Origin of the sequence: Bacteroides sp. 11BF, from assembly GCF_019633765.1 — a bacterium.
In the GTDB taxonomy this organism is placed as follows: domain Bacteria; phylum Bacteroidota; class Bacteroidia; order Bacteroidales; family Bacteroidaceae; genus Bacteroides; species Bacteroides hominis.
This window is the reverse complement of record NZ_JAFKPJ010000006.1, coordinates 69,252-89,925: the sequence shown is the minus strand read 5'-3', so window position 1 is coordinate 89,925 and position 20,674 is coordinate 69,252. Positions and strand designations below refer to the sequence as shown.

The 20,674-nt window shown below is 45.7% G+C and carries 18 protein-coding genes; 7 read left to right on the top strand and 11 right to left on the bottom strand.

Annotation, left to right across the window (positions count from 1 at the left end):
* Positions 1 to 6: 6 nt before the first annotated feature.
* On the bottom strand, positions 7 to 960 hold the full coding sequence (locus tag JZY04_RS08035; protein ID WP_122142240.1) for a phosphate acyltransferase: 954 nt from the start codon (positions 958 to 960) through the stop codon (positions 7 to 9).
* 182 nt (positions 961 to 1,142) lie between these two features.
* Here JZY04_RS08035 and JZY04_RS08030 point away from each other — a divergent pair, with 182 nt between their 5' ends.
* Genes JZY04_RS08030 through JZY04_RS08015 form a run of 4 tightly spaced genes read left to right on the top strand, consistent with a single transcriptional unit; the run spans position 1,143 to position 4,366 of the window.
* Complete coding sequence (locus JZY04_RS08030; protein WP_122142241.1) at positions 1,143 to 1,934, top strand: glycoside hydrolase family 16 protein; 792 nt, start codon at positions 1,143 to 1,145, stop codon at positions 1,932 to 1,934.
* Positions 1,935 to 1,953: 19 nt separating this feature from the next.
* Positions 1,954 to 2,868, top strand: a complete 915-nt coding sequence (locus tag JZY04_RS08025; RefSeq protein ID WP_122142242.1) for an LD-carboxypeptidase — start codon at positions 1,954 to 1,956, stop codon at positions 2,866 to 2,868.
* Positions 2,869 to 2,923: 55 nt separating this feature from the next.
* Complete coding sequence (locus tag JZY04_RS08020; RefSeq protein ID WP_122142243.1) at positions 2,924 to 3,928, top strand: M28 family peptidase; 1,005 nt, start codon at positions 2,924 to 2,926, stop codon at positions 3,926 to 3,928.
* 9 nt (positions 3,929 to 3,937) lie between these two features.
* Complete coding sequence (locus tag JZY04_RS08015; protein WP_005811607.1) at positions 3,938 to 4,366, top strand: SufE family protein; 429 nt, start codon at positions 3,938 to 3,940, stop codon at positions 4,364 to 4,366.
* A 53-nt stretch (positions 4,367 to 4,419) separates the two neighbouring features.
* On the opposite strand, the gene JZY04_RS08010 is transcribed toward JZY04_RS08015, so the two are convergent.
* The 8 genes from JZY04_RS08010 to JZY04_RS07980 all read right to left on the bottom strand — a co-directional run bounded on the left by JZY04_RS08010 (position 4,420) and on the right by JZY04_RS07980 (position 13,119).
* Positions 4,420 to 4,638, bottom strand: a complete 219-nt coding sequence (locus tag JZY04_RS08010; protein WP_005782001.1) for a helix-turn-helix transcriptional regulator — start codon at positions 4,636 to 4,638, stop codon at positions 4,420 to 4,422.
* A gap of 28 nt (positions 4,639 to 4,666) precedes the next feature.
* Positions 4,667 to 5,305: a DUF2975 domain-containing protein gene (locus tag JZY04_RS08005; protein WP_005781999.1), complete on the bottom strand. Its 639-nt coding sequence runs from the start codon at positions 5,303 to 5,305 to the stop codon at positions 4,667 to 4,669.
* A gap of 35 nt (positions 5,306 to 5,340) precedes the next feature.
* Positions 5,341 to 6,129 (bottom strand): CPBP family intramembrane glutamic endopeptidase, encoded by a 789-nt coding sequence (locus tag JZY04_RS08000; protein ID WP_005822277.1) that lies wholly within the window; start codon positions 6,127 to 6,129, stop codon positions 5,341 to 5,343.
* Positions 6,130 to 6,167: 38 nt separating this feature from the next.
* Positions 6,168 to 6,296, bottom strand: coding sequence for a hypothetical protein (locus JZY04_RS21250; protein ID WP_255504414.1), 129 nt, complete (start codon positions 6,294 to 6,296; stop codon positions 6,168 to 6,170).
* 745 nt (positions 6,297 to 7,041) lie between these two features.
* Complete coding sequence (locus JZY04_RS07995) at positions 7,042 to 7,983, bottom strand: bifunctional riboflavin kinase/FAD synthetase (RefSeq protein WP_005781995.1); 942 nt, start codon at positions 7,981 to 7,983, stop codon at positions 7,042 to 7,044.
* Positions 7,984 to 7,998: 15 nt separating this feature from the next.
* On the bottom strand, positions 7,999 to 8,625 hold the full coding sequence (locus tag JZY04_RS07990) for an HAD family phosphatase (RefSeq protein ID WP_005781993.1): 627 nt from the start codon (positions 8,623 to 8,625) through the stop codon (positions 7,999 to 8,001).
* 72 nt (positions 8,626 to 8,697) lie between these two features.
* Entirely contained in the window at positions 8,698 to 11,382 is a 2,685-nt protein-coding gene (locus JZY04_RS07985) for a calcium-translocating P-type ATPase, PMCA-type (protein WP_122142244.1), read from the bottom strand.
* A gap of 63 nt (positions 11,383 to 11,445) precedes the next feature.
* Positions 11,446 to 13,119 (bottom strand): ATP-binding protein, encoded by a 1,674-nt coding sequence (locus JZY04_RS07980; protein WP_122142245.1) that lies wholly within the window; start codon positions 13,117 to 13,119, stop codon positions 11,446 to 11,448.
* Between the two features lie 133 nt (positions 13,120 to 13,252).
* Between JZY04_RS07980 and rd the strand changes: the two genes are divergently transcribed.
* Positions 13,253 to 13,414: a rubredoxin gene (gene rd / locus JZY04_RS07975; protein ID WP_005781988.1), complete on the top strand. Its 162-nt coding sequence runs from the start codon at positions 13,253 to 13,255 to the stop codon at positions 13,412 to 13,414.
* Positions 13,415 to 13,524: 110 nt separating this feature from the next.
* Here the strand turns inward: rd and JZY04_RS07970 are convergent, their stop codons facing one another.
* On the bottom strand, positions 13,525 to 15,222 hold the full coding sequence (locus JZY04_RS07970; protein ID WP_220575443.1) for a Na/Pi cotransporter family protein: 1,698 nt from the start codon (positions 15,220 to 15,222) through the stop codon (positions 13,525 to 13,527).
* Positions 15,223 to 15,305: 83 nt separating this feature from the next.
* Here JZY04_RS07970 and JZY04_RS07965 point away from each other — a divergent pair, with 83 nt between their 5' ends.
* The gene (locus JZY04_RS07965; RefSeq protein ID WP_122142246.1) at positions 15,306 to 16,979 is read left to right on the top strand and encodes a nucleoside kinase; all 1,674 of its coding nucleotides are present in this window, start codon (positions 15,306 to 15,308) and stop codon (positions 16,977 to 16,979) included.
* A gap of 233 nt (positions 16,980 to 17,212) precedes the next feature.
* Positions 17,213 to 18,766 carry a HAMP domain-containing sensor histidine kinase gene (locus tag JZY04_RS07960; protein WP_005781981.1) on the top strand — a complete coding sequence of 518 codons (1,554 nt, stop codon included), beginning with the start codon at positions 17,213 to 17,215 and terminating at the stop codon, positions 18,764 to 18,766.
* 70 nt (positions 18,767 to 18,836) lie between these two features.
* Here the strand turns inward: JZY04_RS07960 and JZY04_RS07955 are convergent, their stop codons facing one another.
* On the bottom strand, positions 18,837 to 20,663 hold the full coding sequence (locus tag JZY04_RS07955; RefSeq protein WP_022012870.1) for an endonuclease/exonuclease/phosphatase family protein: 1,827 nt from the start codon (positions 20,661 to 20,663) through the stop codon (positions 18,837 to 18,839).
* Positions 20,664 to 20,674 lie beyond the last annotated feature (11 nt).

Below are 20,674 nucleotides of genomic sequence, written 5' to 3'. Positions count from 1 at the left end.
CTTAGTTTAATTATGATCATCATCGGAGCATCTTCCTCCCTCTGCCGACCGGGTAGAAGCCGTCAGGCATGCCATCGCAATGCTATAATACTTGGAAAGTCCGGAATCACTACGTGACGGTAGCACCACCGGACAAATGGGGCCTTGCAGCAATCCTGCCATATCGGCCTTGGCAAATAATGAAACAGACTTATAAAAAGCATTGGCCGACTCGATATTAGGGAATATCAATACATCTGCCTGCCCGTTGATAGGCGATACAATTCCTTTAATATCCCCGCTGGCCTGCTCGCAGGAAGTACGAACATCCAACGGGCCATCAATAATAACATTGCCAAACTCTCCGGCTTCGGCCAACTCCACGATATTAACATAATCAAGAGAATGGGGGAACTTGGCACTTACCTTCTCCGTACAATGAATCAAAGAGATGCGCGGCTGCTCTATCCCAAACCTCCGGCAGGTACAGATGGCGTACCAAACCATCTCAATACGTTGTTGTAAAGTGGGCCGGGGAATAACAGCCGCATCCGAAAAGAACAATAATTTATCATACGTCGGAATCTGCATTACAGCCAGGTGAGTCAGGATCTTTCCTTTGGGTAGTAGCCCTTTCTCCTTGTCAAGAATAGCATGAAGCAGGTTGTCAGTATTAATAATCCCTTTCATCAAAATGTCAGCCCCCCCTTCCCGGACAATGCGGACCGCTTCACGCGCTGCCTCATCGGGATCTTCAATATGGATGGTCTTCACATAATCCGGATACTTTTGCAAGGTAGGATACTTTTGAAGGATGGCTGAGTCACCAATCATCAGAAATTCTGCAATACCCTCGTCAAGTGCACGGGCAATGGCATATTCTGTATTCGGATCATTGGCACAGACAACGGCAATCCGTTTCCGTCGGTTTAAGGTTTTTAGGTGTTCTGTCAGTTGGTCGAAGTTTCTAATAGGTTCCATAACGTTAGATTTTTAGCAAATATCAGAAAAAGGATTGAGAAGTACATCATGGTATACTGAAAAAATGGGTAAACCGGATAACATTTTGATATTATACAACGCTTTCATTTCTACGGATGCAGGTAATTTCGTTTTTTAATGTAAATTTGTATCCTGTTAAACACCTATAATCAAACAGAACCATGAAAACAAAAACTTTTCTCGCTCTTTTCTGCCTGCTGTGTATCAGTTCAGGCTTTTCATCGTGCCAACGTCATTCGCCTGACCAGTGGACATTGGTTTGGGAAGATAATTTCGACCAAAAAACAGGCTTTGACCCACAGGTATGGAGCAAAATACCACGTGGCAAATCGGACTGGAATAACTATATGACAGACTTCGACTCTTGTTTCGATATGCGTGACGGCAATATGGTGCTGCGGGGTATCATCAATTACAGCCAGCCCAATGACACAGCACCCTATCTGACCGGAGGGATTTATACCAAAGGGAAAAAGGCATTCAGCAACGGGCGTCTGGAGATACGTGCCAAGTTGAACGGTGCACGCGGCGAATGGCCGGCTATCTGGATGCTTCCGGTAGATGCTCCCTGGCCGATGGGTGGAGAAATCGATATTATGGAACGTCTGAATCACGACACAATCGCTTACCAGACTATACATACCAACTATACATACAATCTGGGCATCAAAGACAATCCGTTGTCACACTCCATAGGTACGATCAATCCCGATGACTACAATGTATATTCGGTAGAAATGTATCCGGACAGCATTGCATTCTATATCAATGATACGCATACTTTCACCTATCCCCGCATCGAAACAGACAAAAAAGGGCAATTTCCCTTCGATCAGCCTTTCTATCTGCTGATCGACATGCAACTGGGTGGCTCGTGGGTAGGAGCTGTAGACCCGAAAGAGCTTCCTGTAGAAATGCATGTAGACTGGGTAAAATTCTACCAGAAGAAATAAACTAAAACAAATTCACTGAATGAAGATACAATTCCCTCCATTCCTGCACGAAGGCGATAAAGTCGCCATCGTATCGCCTTCGGGCAAGATAGACAATATGTTTCTGAGAGGTGCCAAGACGCAACTGGCGTCTTGGGGACTGGTCCCTGAAATGGGAAAACACGTCCGTAGCTCCTGGGGATGTTATGCCGGCACCATCCGGCAGCGCGCTTCGGACTTTCAGACAGCAATGGATGACAAAGAAATTAAGGCGATTTTATGTAGCCGTGGCGGCTACGGAGCGGTTCATCTTATTGAACGGCTCGACTTCACCCGTTTCCGCGAACACCCGAAGTGGATGATCGGATTCAGTGATATCACAGTGCTCCATAATCTGTTTCAGTACAACGGGTTTGCTTCGTTACATGCTCCTATGGCACGCCATCTCGCAGTAGAAGCGGCCGACGATCCGTGTTCACTGTACCTGAGGGATATACTTTTCGGTAAACTGCCTGCATATAAATGTAAACGTCACAAGTTGAACCGACTCGGCACAGCCAAGGGTGTTCTGCGTGGTGGCAATATGGCAGTATTCCACGGCCTTCGGGGAACTCCATACGACATACCTCCCGAAGGGACAATCCTGTTTATCGAGGACGTGGGCGAACGTCCTTATGCCATCGAGCGCATGATGTATAACCTGAAATTAGGGGGCGTACTTGAGAAGTTGTCAGGCCTCATCATCGGACAGTTTACCGAATACGAAGAAGATCGTGCCATAAAGAAAGACCTTTATGGTGCACTCTTCGATCTGGTAGAAGAGTATAATTATCCGATCTGCTTTGATTTCCCCGTAGGGCATGTAACGGAAAATCTGCCACTGATCAATGGGGCGGAAGTAGAACTTATATCCGGAAAGAAAGGAGTAGAATTGTTAATAAACCCTCCTATCTGACCTACCCTACTGCGAAAATGACTAATTTTGAGGCCTTAACCCCAAAAGCATAATTATGAAAAGAAATTCTATGCTATTACTGACAGCTTTTATTTTGTTATCCGCCTTTTCTTGCGGAACGAACAACAACAAAACCAATTCAGTTCAGGAGTCTGAAAAGAATATAACCGTGAAAGCACCACAATTCGATGCAGACAGCGCCTATAAATACATACAGGCACAAGTGGACTTCGGCCCTCGCAATCCGAACAGTAAAGGACATGCAGCATGTGGAGAATATCTGGCTACTAAGCTGGCAGAACATGGGGCCAAAGTGACTAACCAGAATGTGGAACTGCCCGCCTATGACGGCACGCTGCTGAAAGCACGCAATATCATCGGTTCATTCAAGCCCGAAAGCAAAAAACGCATTGCCCTTTTTGCACACTGGGATACACGTCCGTGGGCAGACAATGATCCCAACGAGAAGAATCACCACACACCGATATTAGGTGCCAACGACGGAGCGAGCGGTGTGGGCGTGTTGCTTGAAATAGCTCGACTGATCAATCAGCAGCAACCGGAACTGGGAATCGATATTATCTTTTTGGACGCAGAAGATTATGGCGCTCCCCAATTCTATAAAGGAGAACATTTAGAGGAGCAATGGTGTCTCGGTGCACAATATTGGGCACGCAATCCGCATGTGGAAGGCTATAATGCCCGTTTCGGTATCTTGCTCGATATGGTAGGCGGCAAAGATGCCACTTTCTTTAAGGAGGTGTACTCGGAGAAGTTTGCCCGTGGAATCAACAAAAAGGTATGGAAGAAGGCTAACGACGCTGGTTACGGACGTTACTTTATTAACGAAACAGGTGGCCAGATCACTGACGACCATCTGTTTATCAATCGGCTGGCCGGTATCCCGACTATCGACATCATTCCGAACGACGAAAATTGTGAACTGTCCAGTTTCGGACCGACTTGGCATACCGTAAACGACAACATGGATGTTATCGACAAATCGACACTCAAAGCCGTGGGGCAGACCGTACTGGAAGTTATCTATAACGAGAAATAATTATTCAATATGACAATCAACGAATTACAAGACGAAGTCATTGCCGAGTTCAGTGACTTTGACGACTGGATGGACCGCTACCAGTTGCTTATCGATTTAGGAAACGAACAGGAACCGCTTGACGAGAAATATAAAACGGAACAGAATTTGATTGAAGGTTGCCAGAGCCGTGTGTGGCTTCAGGCAGACGAGGTAGATGGAAAGGTGATCTTCAAAGCAGAAAGTGATGCACTGATCGTAAAAGGTATTATCGCCCTGCTGATAAAAGTTGTTTCGGGACATACACCGGACGAGATTCTGAATTCGGAACTTTACTTCATCGACCGCATCGGGCTGAAAGATCATTTATCGCCCACCCGCAGCAACGGTCTGCTATCAATGGTAAAACAAATGCGAATGTACGCATTGGCATTCAAAGCCAAAGGGACAAAAGGTTAATCTCCTCATTCTATATCGCCACAGTGGACACACAGAAGGTCCGCTGTGGCAAATCAAGGATCTTTTTCATCCACTTGATATTCCAGAATATCCCCCGGTTGGCAATCGAGTACTTTGCAGATTGCCTCAAGGGTAGAAAAACGAATTGCTTTGGCCTTTCCCGTTTTCAGGATAGAAAGGTTGGCAGGTGTAATATCTATCTTCTCCGCCAACTCCCCCAAAGATATCTTTCTTCGGGCCATCATAATGTCAAGGTTTACTATTATAGCCATAATTCCATTAATTTTTCAGTGTCCGGATTCAGATAGTAAGGTCTTGCTCCTCTTTCATCTTTAACCCGATGGCGAATACTTCGCCTACAATCAGCGAAACCAGTCCTAAAATGACCAGCATCACAGAGTCAATACTTGTCTCCATAGAGTAGCCGGATAATGAAAAGACTGAGGACAGTTCATAATCATTCATCAAAGCCGGCACCGCTTCACTAATAAAACTCAGCAACAGGGTGACTCCCAACCAACGTAACCTACGAACATTCTTCCAATTAAAAATATCCGATTTATTGATAGATACAATCAACTGCACAAACAGCACCGTAGATGCTATTACGGCCAAAATGGCAAGAAGCCCGGAGAGCACTTGCGCAACCATCAGCCAGGTGCTCCTGTCCACTTTTACATTCGTGATCAACTGTGTGTAAGCAACAGGCACATAAGATTGGGTCCGTTCATTGTAAACAGAATCTTTAAACGACGAAAAATCTTCGGGCATCAACGTAGCAATGCGAAGGTTAATAGCCTGTTCCACACTTTCATTGCCGGAATGACTTATCTTCATGCCCTCGGAAAAGCCATGACCGAAATCACGCCCCATGTTGAATACCGAATAACAGAATACCAGAAATACCAGTAAACATAGTATGTTCAATCTTCTTTTCATATTATGACTTGTTTTTCAATCTTCATAGTTTAGTTTCACTCACTCTTTCTCCACACTCCCGGAATCGTAACCTGCTTTATCCGTAAGAAGCAGCCAACGAACAGCATAGCGGCCACAGCTATCAGTATGTAATAAGATGTAGTATCGGTCACATCGCTAATCGTATCCGCATCGGGATAGGTCAGGCTCAATATCACAGAAAGGCTGTTATTCACAATGTGTATCAGGATACAGGGGATCAGGCTCCGCGTCCGGTAATAAACCCACGCCAACAGAAGTCCTCCGAAGAAGGCGGCAACTACCTGAGCCGGATTCAAATGAAATATTCCGAAAAGAAGTGCGGAAAGAAAAATCGCTTTCCGGGGAGAATATCGTTCAAGCAACGCCTTAGTAACACCACCACGGAACAAAAGTTCCTCAAGAACCGGTCCCAACAACGTGATGGCCACAATTCCCAACCAACCGGACTGTAAAGCATTAAACTGTTGTTCCAGAACATCAGGCACCCAAGATAAAACAGCAGTTAACAAGTCCATCAGAACAGTCATCGACAAGCCTATCAGAAAAGTGACCGTAAGAAACGGTAACGAAACGAATGACCAGCTCATTTTATCCTTAGGTATGTACCGGGCTTTCCATAAATAAAAAAACATCACTGCCATGGAAAGTAACATCGAAGGAGCCAGTGTCAACTCCGAAATCCGGGTGGCATCCATATTCCCACCATTCATACGGGCAACAACAGTAAAAGGAATACCTATCAGCCCACCACAGACAAGCTGGATCCCCAGATAAATAAGAATTAATTTGATCGCTGTTTTCATTCGGTTCTCTGTTTTAAATATGTACAAAGATAACGGTTTTAATTGACTACCGTTTCAGTAGCAGGGTGATTTGTACCATGTCCGTGCAGAACAGAACTACACACAAACAAAGCTAACATAGAGATGGATACTACCAACATCGTAATGCTCATCAATGACTTTCTCATAAAATTGACTTTGGAGATTCGTTATGTTATTCAATAATAATTTATCGTTTTTCGATATGCAAAGATTGATATTAATTTCCACTTAAACAAGAAATCCGACAATTATTTATCGATAAACAATAAATATAGCATGTTTTTCGATATTAATAAGAGGTAAATGTCGAAACAACAGAGCGCGGAAGGGAAAGCGATGGGTAAGTTATATCTTTTTCATAGCATATTTCACTTTTCATCATCATTCTATCACCATTTACTGCCATCAGCTGACATAGCCCCAAACACAATTCATCAAACCGGAAGAACACAATGCATATAAAGCGCATACAACATGCAATAAAATGCAACACAGACCGAATATATTCTATAAATATACTCAATATCTTTCAAATGAAAGCTCTGTTTCACTTAAAGGAAGGCAGCATTGGAGTAAAACAAAGGCTTCATTGGTCTAAAACCACGGTTGCATTGGGTTAGAGAAGAGACGTCCAAAGTCTATTTTACACCTATCGCCACTTATTAGCACAAATTGGACAACCACACAGGAAATGACAAATTGCAGTATAAACCAGACAATGGTATAAACAACAGCACTCTTCAACGATCATGAAGGAACAAAAAACATAGAATAGTAGCCAAAGAGCTGACTATCCGGAAAAGCAAATCTGCAAAATAAGCTGTTATTTAAAACCTGAAAGACAGAGGGGCGCATATAGCTCACTCAGGGGCAAACAGAAAATACAAAATGTCAATTGACATTTTGCTTATTCCCCAAAAGAGCTTCTACGTCGGCCGCATCCCGATGAAGTTGAGCTATCAGCCCGTCAATCCCATCGAACTTCAGTTCCGGACGGAGATACTTCACAAAAGAAATACGGATAAACTTATCGTAAATATTTGAATGGAAATGAAGGATGTTCACTTCTATCGAACGCTCGGGACCATTTCCTATTGTGGGGCGGGTACCGATATTCAACATACCGTTATAGGTACGCCCATCGAATGTGACATGAACCGCATAAACACCATCGGCAGGAATCAACTTATCAGGATCGTCCACACTGAGGTTGGCTGTAGGAAATCCGATCTTACGTCCCACTTGATAGCCACTCACCACCGTACCATCCAGAAAATAGTCGTAACCCAGACAACGGGACGCCATATCGACTTCACCCTGATGCAGCATCTTGCGAATGACGGAAGAGCTTACATGAAGATCATCACACACACAGGCACGGGCGCGGATTACCTCTATGCCCATCTCGGAACCATAACGGCAATAGTCTTCGAAACCTTCACTACGGTTGTGCCCAAAGCGATGGTCATAGCCGATGACGAGTGTCTGCACCCGATAACGGTCTCTTAAAAGATCAGACATAAACTCGCGGGCAGTCAGGCGCGATACTTCCTGCGTAAAGTCAAGCATGAAACAATAGTCCACCCCTGTTTCCTCGAGCAGTGTCCGCTTTTCTTCCGGAGTAGTCAGCAGTTCCGGACGATAATCCGCTTTCATCACCTTACGGGGATGAACAGGGAAGGTAATTAATGCAGAGCGCAATCCACGAGCGGCAGCCAGCTCTCTGACTTGCTTGATCAGGAAACGATGCCCTGTATGTACTCCGTCGAAAAAGCCGATGGTAGCTACACAAGGTTCGGGTGTAAATGCCGGTATATTATGGATTATCTGCATACTATGTCTTCTAAATTATTTATCTCCGGCAAAAAGTGGTCTCCAGTCTTCACCGGGTTTTACCGTATAAGTAGAGATACCCAATGCCTGGGCTCCCTGACAGTTGGCCTCGGAGTCATCGATGAAAAAAGTTTCGTGCGGATCAAGGTTTGCGTCTTCAAGTACTCCCCGGAAAATCTCTTCGGCAGGCTTCACCATTTTCATTTCATACGAAAGGTACATCTTCTCAAAATAGTCTTCCACACGGAAGCCCCGATACGGAAATGCGTGCTCGCATGCCCACTTCCAATGTATCTCGTTAGTATTGCTCAGCAGATAGACCACATATTTTTCGCGGAGCTTCAGCAACATGTCGAGTTTAAAGCGAGGGATATCTACCAGAAAACTATTCCAGGCAGCATCGATTTGCTCGTCAGTCACTTTTTTTGTGAGCAGCCCACGGATATTCTCACGAAATTCAGCCGACGAGATCAATCCTTTTTCATGCTGCATAAAGATCCCTTGCTGAGAATACATACCTAACAATTCGTCTACTTTCTCTAATCCCAACTTCCGGAAGTTCTCCACACAACGCTGACGGTCGAGATTGATCAATACACCACCAAAATCAAAAATAAGGTTTTTAATTCCTTTTCTTTTCATCTCTATATTGTTTTAAGGTCTCACCCCATCCCCTCTTCCTTTGAGAAAGGATGGGGTGAGACCCCTCTTATTTCATTTCTGAGTTAAACGTTTGACAAAGCGAATCAGTTCACCAATCCATAAGACAAGAGAGGAAGAACCGATGATGATAAGCCATGTTTGCCAGTCAAGCGGCTCTGTACGGAATACAGCCCCACCGAACTGTACAATGAGGAACTGTCCGCCCAGAATAGCCAGTACTATCAGCTCCATACCGTATGATTTCGCAAGACCTTTGAATGCTGAGTCGGTAGTGCCAAACACACGGGCGTTGAACAGGTTCCAGAACTGGAGCATCACAAAGAAGGTGAAGAAAACGGTCAACCGCTGTACCGTCATTCCTCCATCGGCATTTGTGAAGTAATATATCATTGCCATCAGCGCCACCAGAAAGACTGTACCGACACCGAATATATTTTGCCGCATCGCTTTGCTGATAATAAAATCAGTACTACGGCGTGGTTTATCATTCATAACGCTTTCGCTTGGCGGAATAGAGGCCAGAGCTAATGCGGCAAACGTATCCATAATGAGGTTTACCCATAACATTTGAGTAACAGTCAGCGGCAACTCCGTTCCTACAATAGAACCGAGCAATACGATGAGAAGTGCCACAAAGTTAATGGTCAACTGGAATACAATGAAACGCTGGATGTTCTTGTACAGCGAACGCCCCCACATCACGGCGGTTCCGATACTGTTGAAAGAATCATCGAGTAAGGTGATATCACTGGCCTCTTTGGCTACGGAAGTTCCGGTACCCATTGAAAGTCCCACCTGTGCATGATTAAGTGCCGGGGCATCATTGGTTCCGTCACCGGTCACAGCTACTACGGCTCCTTTCTGCTGGAGCAGCTGCACCAGGCGCTGCTTGTCGGTAGGACGGGCGCGGGACATGATTTTCAGATCCATCACTCTATTCAGGGCTTCTTCATCGCTCAGTTCGGCGAAAGCAACTCCCGTTATGCGGTTACGCTCCGTATCTTCCGGTTTCCACAATCCGATCTGGCGTGCAATCTCAGTTGCTGTGCCCGGAGTATCTCCGGTAACAATCTTAATACCGATACCTGCCGACTGGCACTTAGCCACCGCTGCGGGTACATCGGGACGTATAGGATCGGAAATAGCAACCACACCAAGGAAGTTCAGGTTGTTTTCCGACACAAGGGCCACACAATCGTCCGGTTCGTTGTCCTCTACTATGCGGAATGCAAAACCAAGTGTACGCATAGCCATATTCTGATAACTCAGCAACTGCGCTTCGACAGTGGAACGGTATTCCACACTATCCACACGACGACCGTCAAGAATCACTTCTTTGCATTTGCCAAGCACAATCTCAGGCGCACCTTTTATATATAGCACTTTCTTGCCTATCAGCGGAGACTTCACCAAAGTAGCCATAAACTTACGCTCGGTAGAGAACGTCAATTGGTCGAGTACCTGCGCCCTTTCTCTGAGTTCAAGATAGTTACGGTTCTGACCGTTCAGCCACAGCAACAAAGCAACCTCAGTGGGATTACCCACCCCTTTGGGCTTTTCTCCCTCTCCCGTCTCTTCAAGAAAAGCAGTCGAGTTAGCACTGATTCCCTCTGCTATCAATTTGCTGATATCGTCATCTGCCAGCTTCCCGCCATCCTTCAAACCATAGAAGTTAGGCTCGTGCACCTGCATCAGGTTCTGCGTCAACGTACCGGTCTTATCTGTACAAATCACCGTAATGGCTCCCATCGTTTCGCAAGCATGCATCTTACGAACCAGGTTATTGGTGGCAAGCATACGGCGCATATTCAGGGCCAGACTGAGCGTTACGCTCATAGGTAACCCTTCGGGGACGGCGACCACAATCAAGGTGACTGCCATCATGAAGTATTTCAAGGTACGCTCCAACACCGGCAACCAGTCATGCCAGCCATTCAAAGCTCCAAAATCAAAATAGAGTACTACATCTTTTATAAAGAAAATAAGGAAAGCAAGCCCCGCTACGGTAAAACCGATTTTACCTATCAGGTTAGCCAGCTTAGTCAACTGAATATTAAGGGGCGTAGGTTCCGTGCTCTGCTCCGTACTCTGACGTGCCACTTTCCCAATCTCCGTGGCATCTCCCACACGAAGTACTTTCATCGATCCATGACCGTCGACCACAGTCGTGCCACGCATCACCAGATTGGAGGCATACGTAGCTTCTTCATCAAAATCCGCCTCTACCGTTGTTTTATTAATTACCGGCTCTCCGGTCAGGTTCGATTCATTCACCTGTAAGGAGATGGCTTCTATCAGTTCTCCATCGGCAGGGATCTCCTCACCGGTTTCCAGTACCACAATATCACCGACTACCACATCCTTACGGGGAATCTCCTGAATGCGCCCATTACGAATCACCTTTACCAAAGTTTCTTCATTGACAGCGTTCAGCAAATCGAACTTCTTGTTCGCATCATATTCAAAATAGAAACCAATGCCGGTTGCCAGCAGGATAGCAGCTATGATACCGATGGTTTCAGCATATTCATTCTCAATAATCGAGATGATAAGGGAGAACACAGCCGCAACGAGTAATACCCGTACAACAGGATCTTCAAATTTTTCCAGATAGAGTTTGAGGAGAGAAGGACGCTTGGGTGGCGTCAGCAGGTTAACACCATGTTTCTCCCGGCTTTGGAGGACTTCTTGATCAGTAAGGCCCAAATGAAAATAATCGTCGTTCTTTGCAGTCATGCAGATACATACATTAAATTAGAGGTTGCAAAAATACAACATAAATCCGGTATAGAATGTTTCTTAAATCTTTTTTAAGGATTCCAGTTTTCCCAACAAGATTCTCGATGAAATAGGCTTCGTCAGGAAATCGGTAAAGCCACTCTGCATAATCTTTTGACGGTCTTCTTCGTAAGCAAAGGCTGTGAGAGCAATGATAGGCACAGTAGCCGACATTTGCCGGATAGCCTCCGTAGCTTCATAACCGTTCACCTCGGGCATACGAATATCCATCAAGATGATATCGGGCTGGTTTTTCAGGAAAAGGGAAATGGCTTCTTCACCGTTATGTGCCCAATAGAGTTCGTAACGGGAAGCAAGGATGGCTTCACAAAGGCGATAATTATCTTCCATATCTTCTGCCACCAATACTGTCAGTTTCTTATCACCGTTTACCCCCGCAGCAGGAACCGACACAACAGAAGACGGTCTCTCCTGTTCTTTTTCAATAATTACCTTAGGTTTGATATCCGAATGTTCGGGCAAGGTAAACCAGAAAGTACTCCCCTGACCTACCACCGATTCAGCTCCGATTTCCCCACCCAGTTTATTCACAATCGTCTTACAGATAGAAAGTCCTAGCCCGGTGCCGTTTTTATCACTCTGCAGACGTACGAAACGGTCGAATACACCTCCCAGCTTATCTGCTGAAATACCCGAACCGGTATCGGTGACATAAAACCGAAGTCCATTCTCGCAAGGCTTATATCCGATACGGATGCTGCCTTCTGTGGTAAACTTGATTGCATTAGACACAAAATTGGATACAACCTGGGCAATACGGTTCCGGTCGGAATGAACCATGCATGAGGGTAATCCGACCTCGGTAATTATCTGTACAGGCGAATCATAACCGATCTTCATGTGGAACAACTGTTCCAGATCGGCCAGCAACAGGTTGATGTCTACGTCGGAATACACAAACTCTAATGTACCAGCCTCAATCTTCGATAAATCGAGAATGTCATTCACCAATTGCAATAGGAGTTCACTATTCGTATGGAGTATTTCCAGATATTTCTGCTTTTCCTTTTCCTCGGTGGCAGCAGCCAGCAGTTCGGAGAAACCAACGATGGCATTCAATGGAGTACGGATCTCATGACTCATGTTGGCAAGGAAGGCTGACTTGGAACGATCGGCGTTTTCGGCTTTCTCCTTAGCCTCGGCCAGCGCCTCTTCCGTATGTTTGATGGAAGTGATGTCATGCACCGTCAGTACCATACGGTCTTCACCATCCAGAGTCATAAAAACTCCCGAAATCATTACGTTGCATTTTATAAATTCATCTTCGCCTATGGCAATATTCAGTGAAGACTGCAGATCGGTAAACTCGCTCTTCTGACGAAAAGCAGCTCCGATAGCCCCTCTTACAGGACATTCCTGACAAAAAGCATGGGTTCCACATCCTCCCTTGGCAGACAATGCATTCTGACATTGCAATAAATCACCGACGCGCTTTTCTTTACCATCAGGATTGAGGTGAGTCAAATCATAATAATTTGTTTTCAGGACTTTAAAATCAGAATCGATAACAAGGACATAAGCATGAATGTGCGTTAGGATAGCATCAAACAAGCGATTTACATTCTCCAGTTTCCGGTCTGATGCAGATTGCATAAACTTACGTTTTCTTCTTTCCCACAGAAATGCTCCCAGAAAAGAGACACATACCCCTATTAATACAATCTGCCACATCATAATTTATAACTGCTTGATTAATGCTTTGTTGTTATGGCAAAGGTAGTGTTTTATTAACCAAAAAGAAAAAATAAGTGAACAATATATCCAATCCTTTTGTTATATTTGCATAAACTTAAAAAAAAGAGACGACATGAAGTACATTTGCACCGTTTGTGATTATATTTACGATCCGGAGACAGGTGATCCGGAAAGCGGAATCGAACCAGGAACACAGTTTGAAGATATCCCTGATGATTGGGTATGTCCCCTTTGTGGAGTTGGGAAAGAAGATTTCGAACCGTATAATGGATAACTTATAAACAACGGACGTTTTTGAACGATGAACGATAAACGATGAACCGCAGTGTACCAATCACACTTTACTCATCATTTATAGTTCATCGTTCACGGTTCATCGGCCAGTTAAGATGCTTTCTTTTCTTTTACGTCACTGCTTGCTTCCACTACATTTACCACATAGTCACCAAGCTTCTCGCATTCGGCAATAATATCCATATAATAAACACCCATCTGATAATCATATTCTTTATTGTTCACATCCAGAATGTTCTGATTCTTCAGTTGATTACGATAGTTATTTATTTCATTTTCAATATTGAACGACTTATTGACATCGATACTCTGATGCTCGGGTTTCTCAACTACGACAATCATTTGTGACAGGGCATCGTTCGTCAGCTTCATCATGAAGTGAATGTGTTCATACTGCTTCTCTGTAAAATCCTGATTTGTCTGTCGCTTCCGGGTGATGGTACGTGCCAGGTTATAACAACTGTCGCCGATGCTTTCAATCTCGGTTACCTCACGGAGCATGGCACGTATCTGGAGCTTACTTTCCGAACTTAATCGTCCCTCGGACACTTGATTCAGGTAATTGGCTATCTCCAGCTCCATGTTATCGCTGATATTCTCATACTTTTCAATCCGGCTGAATAATTTATTGAAGTCGTCATCTTTCTCCGTATGCAGCAGATCCTGCACCATGCCGAACATACGGTGAATACGTTCGGAGAACAAATGGATTTCCTTGCGGGCCTGAAGTATCGAAAGTTCGGCCGTGGAAAGCATGCCACCGGTAATGAAACGCAAACGCGGCTCTTCGTCTTCTTCTTTCGGACGAATAATGGCACACACGGTACGTTCAATCAGTTTCACTCCCCAGATCAGCAGGCAGACGTTACATATATTAAAGATAGAGTGGAAAGCAGACAACTTATAAGAAATCGCTACCTCGGCACTTCCCGGATGGAAGAAGGTATCCACCACCCAATTGACAAATACCATAAAGGGATGAAAAATAATCAATACCCAAATCACACCGAAAACGTTGAAAACGAAATGGGCCAAAGCAGCTCGTTTCGCTTGCGAATTGGCTGTCAAGGCAGCCAGATTTGCTGTAATCGTAGTTCCGATATTCTCACCCAGCACCAATGCAGCACCAAGCTCCAGGCTGATCCATCCGTTGGCGCACATAATTAAAGTGATAGCCATCGTTGCGGCAGACGCCTGCACGATCATTGTGAGAATAGTACCGATAAATAGAAAGAGCAGAACGGAAAAGAATCCCATATCGGTATAGTTCTGCACGAAAGCAAGCATTTCCGGATTGGCATTCAGGTCGGGCGCGTTTGCTTTAAGATACGAAAGCCCCATAAAGAGGAAAGAAAAACCAAAAATGAATTCACCGACAGACTTACGGTTACTTTTACCGGAAAAGATAAGGGGAAGGGCAATGGCTAACAGAGGGAGGGCCAAAGCAGCCATATCAACTTTAAACCCAAAAATGGAAATGATCCAGGCGGTGACTGTCGTACCGATATTAGCACCCATTATCACACTAATGGACTCGGCCAAAGTCAGCAAACCGGCATTTACAAAACTGACCACCATCACCGTCGTTGCCGAAGAAGACTGGATAAGGGCGGTGATCAACACTCCTGTTAAAACTCCCGTTACCCGGTTCGTGGTCATTGCTGTCAGGATTCCTCGCAATCTGTCACCTGCGACTTTCTGTAAGCCCTCGCTCATGATTTTCATTCCATAAAGAAAAAGTCCTAATGAGCCAATGAGCTTTAAAAAATCATAAAAAGAATATTCCATCTATAATTATTTTAGTGGTTGTTTGTCTTCTTAGCAATTATGTGATATATTTATCCGTACTATTCACCCCTAAACGACGTGAAATGAAACAGATGTTACAAATATATTGCAAAAATAATAATATTTCTAAAGAATTCCCTATTGGAAGCTCACTTTTGGATATTTATTACGGTTTCAATCTTAATTTTCCTTATCAGGTAGTCAGTGCTAAAGTAAATAATCGTTCTGAAGGGCTCAACTTTCGTGTATATAACAATAAGGATGTAGAGTTTCTGGATGTAAGAGATTCTTCGGGGATGCGTACATATGTACGTTCTCTTTGTTTTGTACTCTACAAGGCAGTCAGCGAACTCTTTCCGAATGGCAAACTTTTTGTAGAGCACCCCGTATCCAAGGGATACTTCTGCAATCTGCGCATCGGCCGGGCCATCACTCTGGAGGATGTGTCGCAAATAAAAAAACGCATGCAGGAAATCATTACGGAGAATATCACTTACCACCGTATCGAATGCCACACCACCGAAGCCGTACGCGTGTTCAGCGAGCGGGGCATGAATGATAAAGTGAAACTGCTTGAGTCCTCCGGCTCCATCTATACCTATTATTATACTTTGGGTGGCACTGCGGACTATTATTATGGTAATTTGCTCCCAAGTACGGGATTTATTCATCTGTTCGACCTCGTTAAGTATTATGACGGACTGTTGCTGCGTATTCCCAACAAAGAAAACCCAGCCGTACTGGAAGAGGTAGTAAAACAGGAGAAGATGCTCGATGTCTTCAAAGAGCATTTGCGCTGGAACTACATTATGGGGCTGAACAATGTGGGAGATTTCAACATAGCCTGCGAAGAAGGACATGCCACCGACCTGATAAATGTGGCAGAAGCACTGCAGGAAAAGAAAATAGCACAAATAGCCGACAGCATCTTCCACCGGGGAGAAAACGGGAACCGTGTAAAACTGGTATTGATCTCCGGACCGTCATCATCCGGCAAAACCACCTTCAGCAAGCGGCTCTCCATCCAGCTGATGACAAACGGGCTAAAGCCCTATCCCATCTCACTGGACAACTACTTTGTAGACCGGGAAGAAACCCCATTGGATGAAAACGGCAATTATGATTATGAATCGCTCTATGCCCTCGACCTGGAATTATTCAACGCGCAACTGCAAGCTCTGCTGCGTGGTGAGGAAGTAGAACTGCCCCGCTACAACTTCATGCTGGGAAAGAAAGAATATAAAGGTGACAAACTGCGGATTGACGAACATACGGTATTGATTCTTGAAGGGATTCATGCCCTGAACCCGGAACTCACCCCGCAAATCCCGGCAGAGAGTAAATATAAAATCTATGTATCTGCTCTGACAACCATCTCCCTGGACGACCATAACTGGATTCCGACCACGGACAACCGGCTTTTGCGCCGCATTATCCGTGATTTCAACTATCGTGGCTATTCTGCGCAGGAAACCATTTCGCGCTGGCCCAGCGTGCGTGCCGGAGAAGACAAGTGGATTTTCCCCTACCAGGAGAATGCCGACGTGATGTTCAACTCTGCCCTGTTATTTGAATTTGCCGTGCTCCGCTGCCATGCCGAACCTATCTTAACCAGCGTGCCACGTAACTGCCCGGAATATGCCGAAGCATACCGGTTGCTGAAGTTTATCAAATATTTCACTCCGGTACAGGATAAGGAGATTCCTCCGACCTCACTTCTTAGAGAGTTCCTGGGAGGAAGCAGCTTCAAATATTAAAAAGACACATCCCAATCTTTTCAGACATAGACTTTACAAATAAAACTCCGGAAGAAAGCAATATTTGTAAAATCTATGCTTGAATTATCAAATACTATCCACCACCCCATCAGCTGGCAATGCCTGTCATAACTCTCAGAGGAAGAATTGAGGAAGAAATGAAAAATAAAAGGGGTAAGTGAGAGGTTCTTACAAAGATTTTTTAACTTTGTCACTGTTTAAAACCATATCGTATGAAAATATCGACTTTAATCCTGACCATCCTCGTTTGTTTTAGCACAATCGTCGATGCACAAGGCACACAAAACAGAGCAAATGAACTGATGAAACAAGCGCAAAGCAGTCTGGAACAAAAAGAATATACCAAAGCGCGTTATCTTTTCATCCAAGCCTATGGCGCCTTCGCGGCACAAGAAAACTATCCGAAAGCCGTGGAATGTGGAATTCAGGGAGCTGCTCTTTACCATCGTGAGAATTATTATAAAGAAGCATTCGACCTCTGCAGGGGAATGGAACAGTTAGTCTGGGCGGGCGAACAAAAGGAGCAGAAGCAATTCTATCCGTTGCGCTTTCAAATCACCAAAGAGAGATTACAAATGTATATCGGGCTGAAGAATGCCGCACAAGCCAAAGCACAGTTGGACAAACTGGCGGAAACCGCCGGCCAGGCAAAGAACGATTCGCTAAGTGAGAACCTCTTGTACACGCAGGCAAACTATTACTACACTTTCGGCCAAAACGCACAAGGGGACGCCTGCTTCCGGAAATTGATCAATCAATATAAAGCCCAGAAGAACTACGAAAAGGTAAACGAATGCTATAAGAACCTGATTGCCATCGGCCGTAAGTCAAACAATGCCTCCTTGGTGGCCCGCACGTACGAGAACTTCATTGTCTGGACCGACTCGGTGAAAGCGCTGACAGCACAAGATGAACTGAACGTGTTGAAACGCAAATATGACGAAAGCCAGCAGATCATTCAGGAAAAAGACGATACGCTGTCCGGAAAACAGTATATGATTGTCGGGCTATGTACGCTTGTCGTCATCCTGATAGCCGGACTGATCTTCGTTGCCATCGTGCTGCTCCGCTTCATTGCCGGAAACCGCAAACTGAAGAAGAGCGTACAGATAGCCAATGAACACAACGAACTGAAAACAAAGTTCATCCAGAACATCTCCGCACAAATGGAACCAACGCTGGATACACTGGCCGCTTCTGCTGCCGAACTATCAGGCAAGGCGCCCCAACAGGCACAACAGATGCAGGGACAGGTAGCCGCCCTAAAGAAGTTCAGTAACGACATACAGGAACTTTCTACACTGGAGAACTCCCTGACCGAGCCTTACGAGATGAAGGAGATCAACGTAAATACTTTCTGTGAAGCTACCATGGATAAGGTGAAAGAACTGGTACAGCCTGAAGTGTCGACCGTAGTGAATGCCGCCAAACTACAGATCAAAACCAACCCGGAACAACTGGAACGGATACTGATTCACCTGCTGAAGAACGCGGCGGAATATACCGAAAGCGGAAAGATCTTCCTCGACTTCAAGAAGAGAGGTGCGCATACGCATCAGTTCATCATCTCGGATACCGGCACGGGTATTCCTGCCGAAAAACAAGAGAACCTGTTCAAACCTTTCACGGAGATTAAAGACCTGACGGAAGGAGACGGACTGGGACTGCCTATCTGTGCCCTGATAGCTACCAAGATGAACGGAAGCCTGACATTGGACACAAGCTACACCAAAGGAAGCCGGTTCGTACTCGAGCTGCACACATAATAAAAAAACAACAGAGGGCTGCATCAAAAGCCCTCTGTTGTTTTTACGCCTATCGAACCGGAGCCTGTCATTAAACTGTAAGTTCCAGCAACACTTCTCCTTGGGTGTTGAGTACCTTCACTTTAAGCACATCTTTCTTTTTCTCAATCACCATCACCGTTGCACTTTTCATGCTATAACCACCGCCGATAATGACCGGGAAGTTATTGCCAAGACTACCTTTGGGGTGATAAGCGTATTCATGTGTATGCGCATTCAGACAGACATTGAAGGGAGCTTTCTCCAGGAGTTTCCCCCAAAGTCCCGAACACAGGTTCTCGTAATCATTGCCATAAAGCGGGATGTGATGAATCAGAATCCGCTTGCCGGCCTTCCTGAACTCTTTGGAAGCGAGTTCTTTCTTGAGGAATCCCACCTGGTCATTACGCAACTTCGTAAAGTCGTTCAATCCGTAATAGACCCAATGGTCATCGGGTTTATCTTCACCGCAGTCGAGCATTACGATGCGCGTGTCTCCCCAGTTGAAGGCTCCGTAAGTCTTATCGCCCACATAGTCGAACAGGCTGTGCAGCCCGACCGAATACGCATTCCGGATTTCATGGTTGCCCCGCATGAAGAAAACAGGAACGCGGTCACCCTCCACTCCTTCGGTCAGTTCGCTGATGAAAGCCGTTGCCTGATCGTGGTTGGCGGGATCGTCCACGCAATCGCCGTTGAAGACTACGAAATCATAGTCCACCCCCTTGATCTGGCTGCACAACGCCTGAAAGGTTTTTGACTGCTTGTGCAGGTCATTGAAGACGACGGCCGTGAAGCTATCTCCACCATCGGCCGGCAAGGTAAATTCTTTAAGCTCTGTACGGGCAGTATTACCAAATACTTTTTTGTAAGCCTGGTAAAGCAGAATCTCCTGCGAACAAGCCCGATAGTAATACTTCTGTCCGGGTTGTAAACTGTCGAGGCGAATCTTATGGAGAGTATTGCCGCAAACGACTTGCCCGTCGAGAAGAGTACGTGCCCGCTTCAGGTTTGAGGGGTCTGTGCCATATTCCACCCAGCAATAAGCCGGCACGTTGGTTTGCCACATTACAGTGATTCCGCCCCCGACCGGGTTTTGCAGATAGGGTTTGGTACGGCAGATGCGGTCTTCGGGCACTGCCATCCGCACTTCCACCAACAACGGGCGGTGATCGGACGCCAACGGTTCGTCGATAACCCGGGCGGAATTAACAACGAAAGTAGGTTTTTCCTGTTTAAGCGCAATCAGGTAATCCAACGTCTCCTTCGGTTCGGAAGCGGGATAAGTAGGTTGCTTGGGGTTGGAAAGTACCTGGAAGGTATTCTTCAGTTCTTTGATGAAACCGGAACCGGCATCGGAATTGAAGTCGCCGGCAAGGAAGAAGGGCTTTTCGGCAGAAACGGCAACCGATTTCAGGATCTCGAGCGACTTCATCCGGTCTTCTTCCGTCAGAGAGAGATGTGTGCAGCCAAAGATGTATTCGGGAAACTCGGCAACAATCAGCGTCCGCGCCTCTTCACGTCCCGGCAAGGCAAAGGTTTGCAGGCGCAACGGGGCTTCTTTCGCGAGCAGGCCGATTCCGTATTTCCCCCCGTCATAATCGATGGCAGGAGCGAAGTAGGGATGCAGCTGAGTGCGTTCCGCCAGTTCCCGGAGGACATCCGTCCCATTGCTCCGGGCGGTCATGCTGTCCAGTTCCTGAACAGCAACGACATCCGGACGGGCATTATTGATCACATTGGCCACGCGCTGGTAGTTGCAGCTATTGTCCATGCCTCTGGCATTGCGGACGTTGTAGGTCATCAGCCGCAGGACATCCCCGGCCTGGGCCGACAGCACAAAGAGTGCAGAGAATAAGAGTAATACAAGTTTTTTCATGGGTCTGTTTG

Bases quoted from the DNA above. Each gene is read 5' to 3' on its own strand.
- JZY04_RS08035 (WP_122142240.1), bottom strand. From the start codon at position 960: ATGGAACCTATTAGAAACTTCGACCAACTGACAGAACACCTAAAAACC.
- JZY04_RS07980 (WP_122142245.1), bottom strand. From the start codon at position 13,119: ATGATGTGGCAGATTGTATTAATAGGGGTATGTGTCTCTTTTCTGGGA.
- JZY04_RS08000 (WP_005822277.1), bottom strand. From the start codon at position 6,129: ATGAAAACAGCGATCAAATTAATTCTTATTTATCTGGGGATCCAGCTT.
- JZY04_RS07960 (WP_005781981.1), top strand. From the start codon at position 17,213: ATGAAAATATCGACTTTAATCCTGACCATCCTCGTTTGTTTTAGCACA.
- JZY04_RS07990 (WP_005781993.1), bottom strand. From the start codon at position 8,625: ATGAAAAGAAAAGGAATTAAAAACCTTATTTTTGATTTTGGTGGTGTA.
- JZY04_RS08005 (WP_005781999.1), bottom strand. From the start codon at position 5,305: ATGAAAAGAAGATTGAACATACTATGTTTACTGGTATTTCTGGTATTC.
- JZY04_RS08010 (WP_005782001.1), bottom strand. From the start codon at position 4,638: ATGGCTATAATAGTAAACCTTGACATTATGATGGCCCGAAGAAAGATA.
- JZY04_RS08020 (WP_122142243.1), top strand. From the start codon at position 2,924: ATGAAAAGAAATTCTATGCTATTACTGACAGCTTTTATTTTGTTATCC.
- JZY04_RS08015 (WP_005811607.1), top strand. From the start codon at position 3,938: ATGACAATCAACGAATTACAAGACGAAGTCATTGCCGAGTTCAGTGAC.
- JZY04_RS07965 (WP_122142246.1), top strand. From the start codon at position 15,306: ATGAAACAGATGTTACAAATATATTGCAAAAATAATAATATTTCTAAA.
- rd (WP_005781988.1), top strand. From the start codon at position 13,253: ATGAAGTACATTTGCACCGTTTGTGATTATATTTACGATCCGGAGACA.
- JZY04_RS07955 (WP_022012870.1), bottom strand. From the start codon at position 20,663: ATGAAAAAACTTGTATTACTCTTATTCTCTGCACTCTTTGTGCTGTCG.
- JZY04_RS08030 (WP_122142241.1), top strand. From the start codon at position 1,143: ATGAAAACAAAAACTTTTCTCGCTCTTTTCTGCCTGCTGTGTATCAGT.
- JZY04_RS07995 (WP_005781995.1), bottom strand. From the start codon at position 7,983: ATGCAGATAATCCATAATATACCGGCATTTACACCCGAACCTTGTGTA.
- JZY04_RS07985 (WP_122142244.1), bottom strand. From the start codon at position 11,382: ATGACTGCAAAGAACGACGATTATTTTCATTTGGGCCTTACTGATCAA.
- JZY04_RS21250 (WP_255504414.1), bottom strand. From the start codon at position 6,296: ATGAGAAAGTCATTGATGAGCATTACGATGTTGGTAGTATCCATCTCT.
- JZY04_RS07970 (WP_220575443.1), bottom strand. From the start codon at position 15,222: ATGGAATATTCTTTTTATGATTTTTTAAAGCTCATTGGCTCATTAGGA.
- JZY04_RS08025 (WP_122142242.1), top strand. From the start codon at position 1,954: ATGAAGATACAATTCCCTCCATTCCTGCACGAAGGCGATAAAGTCGCC.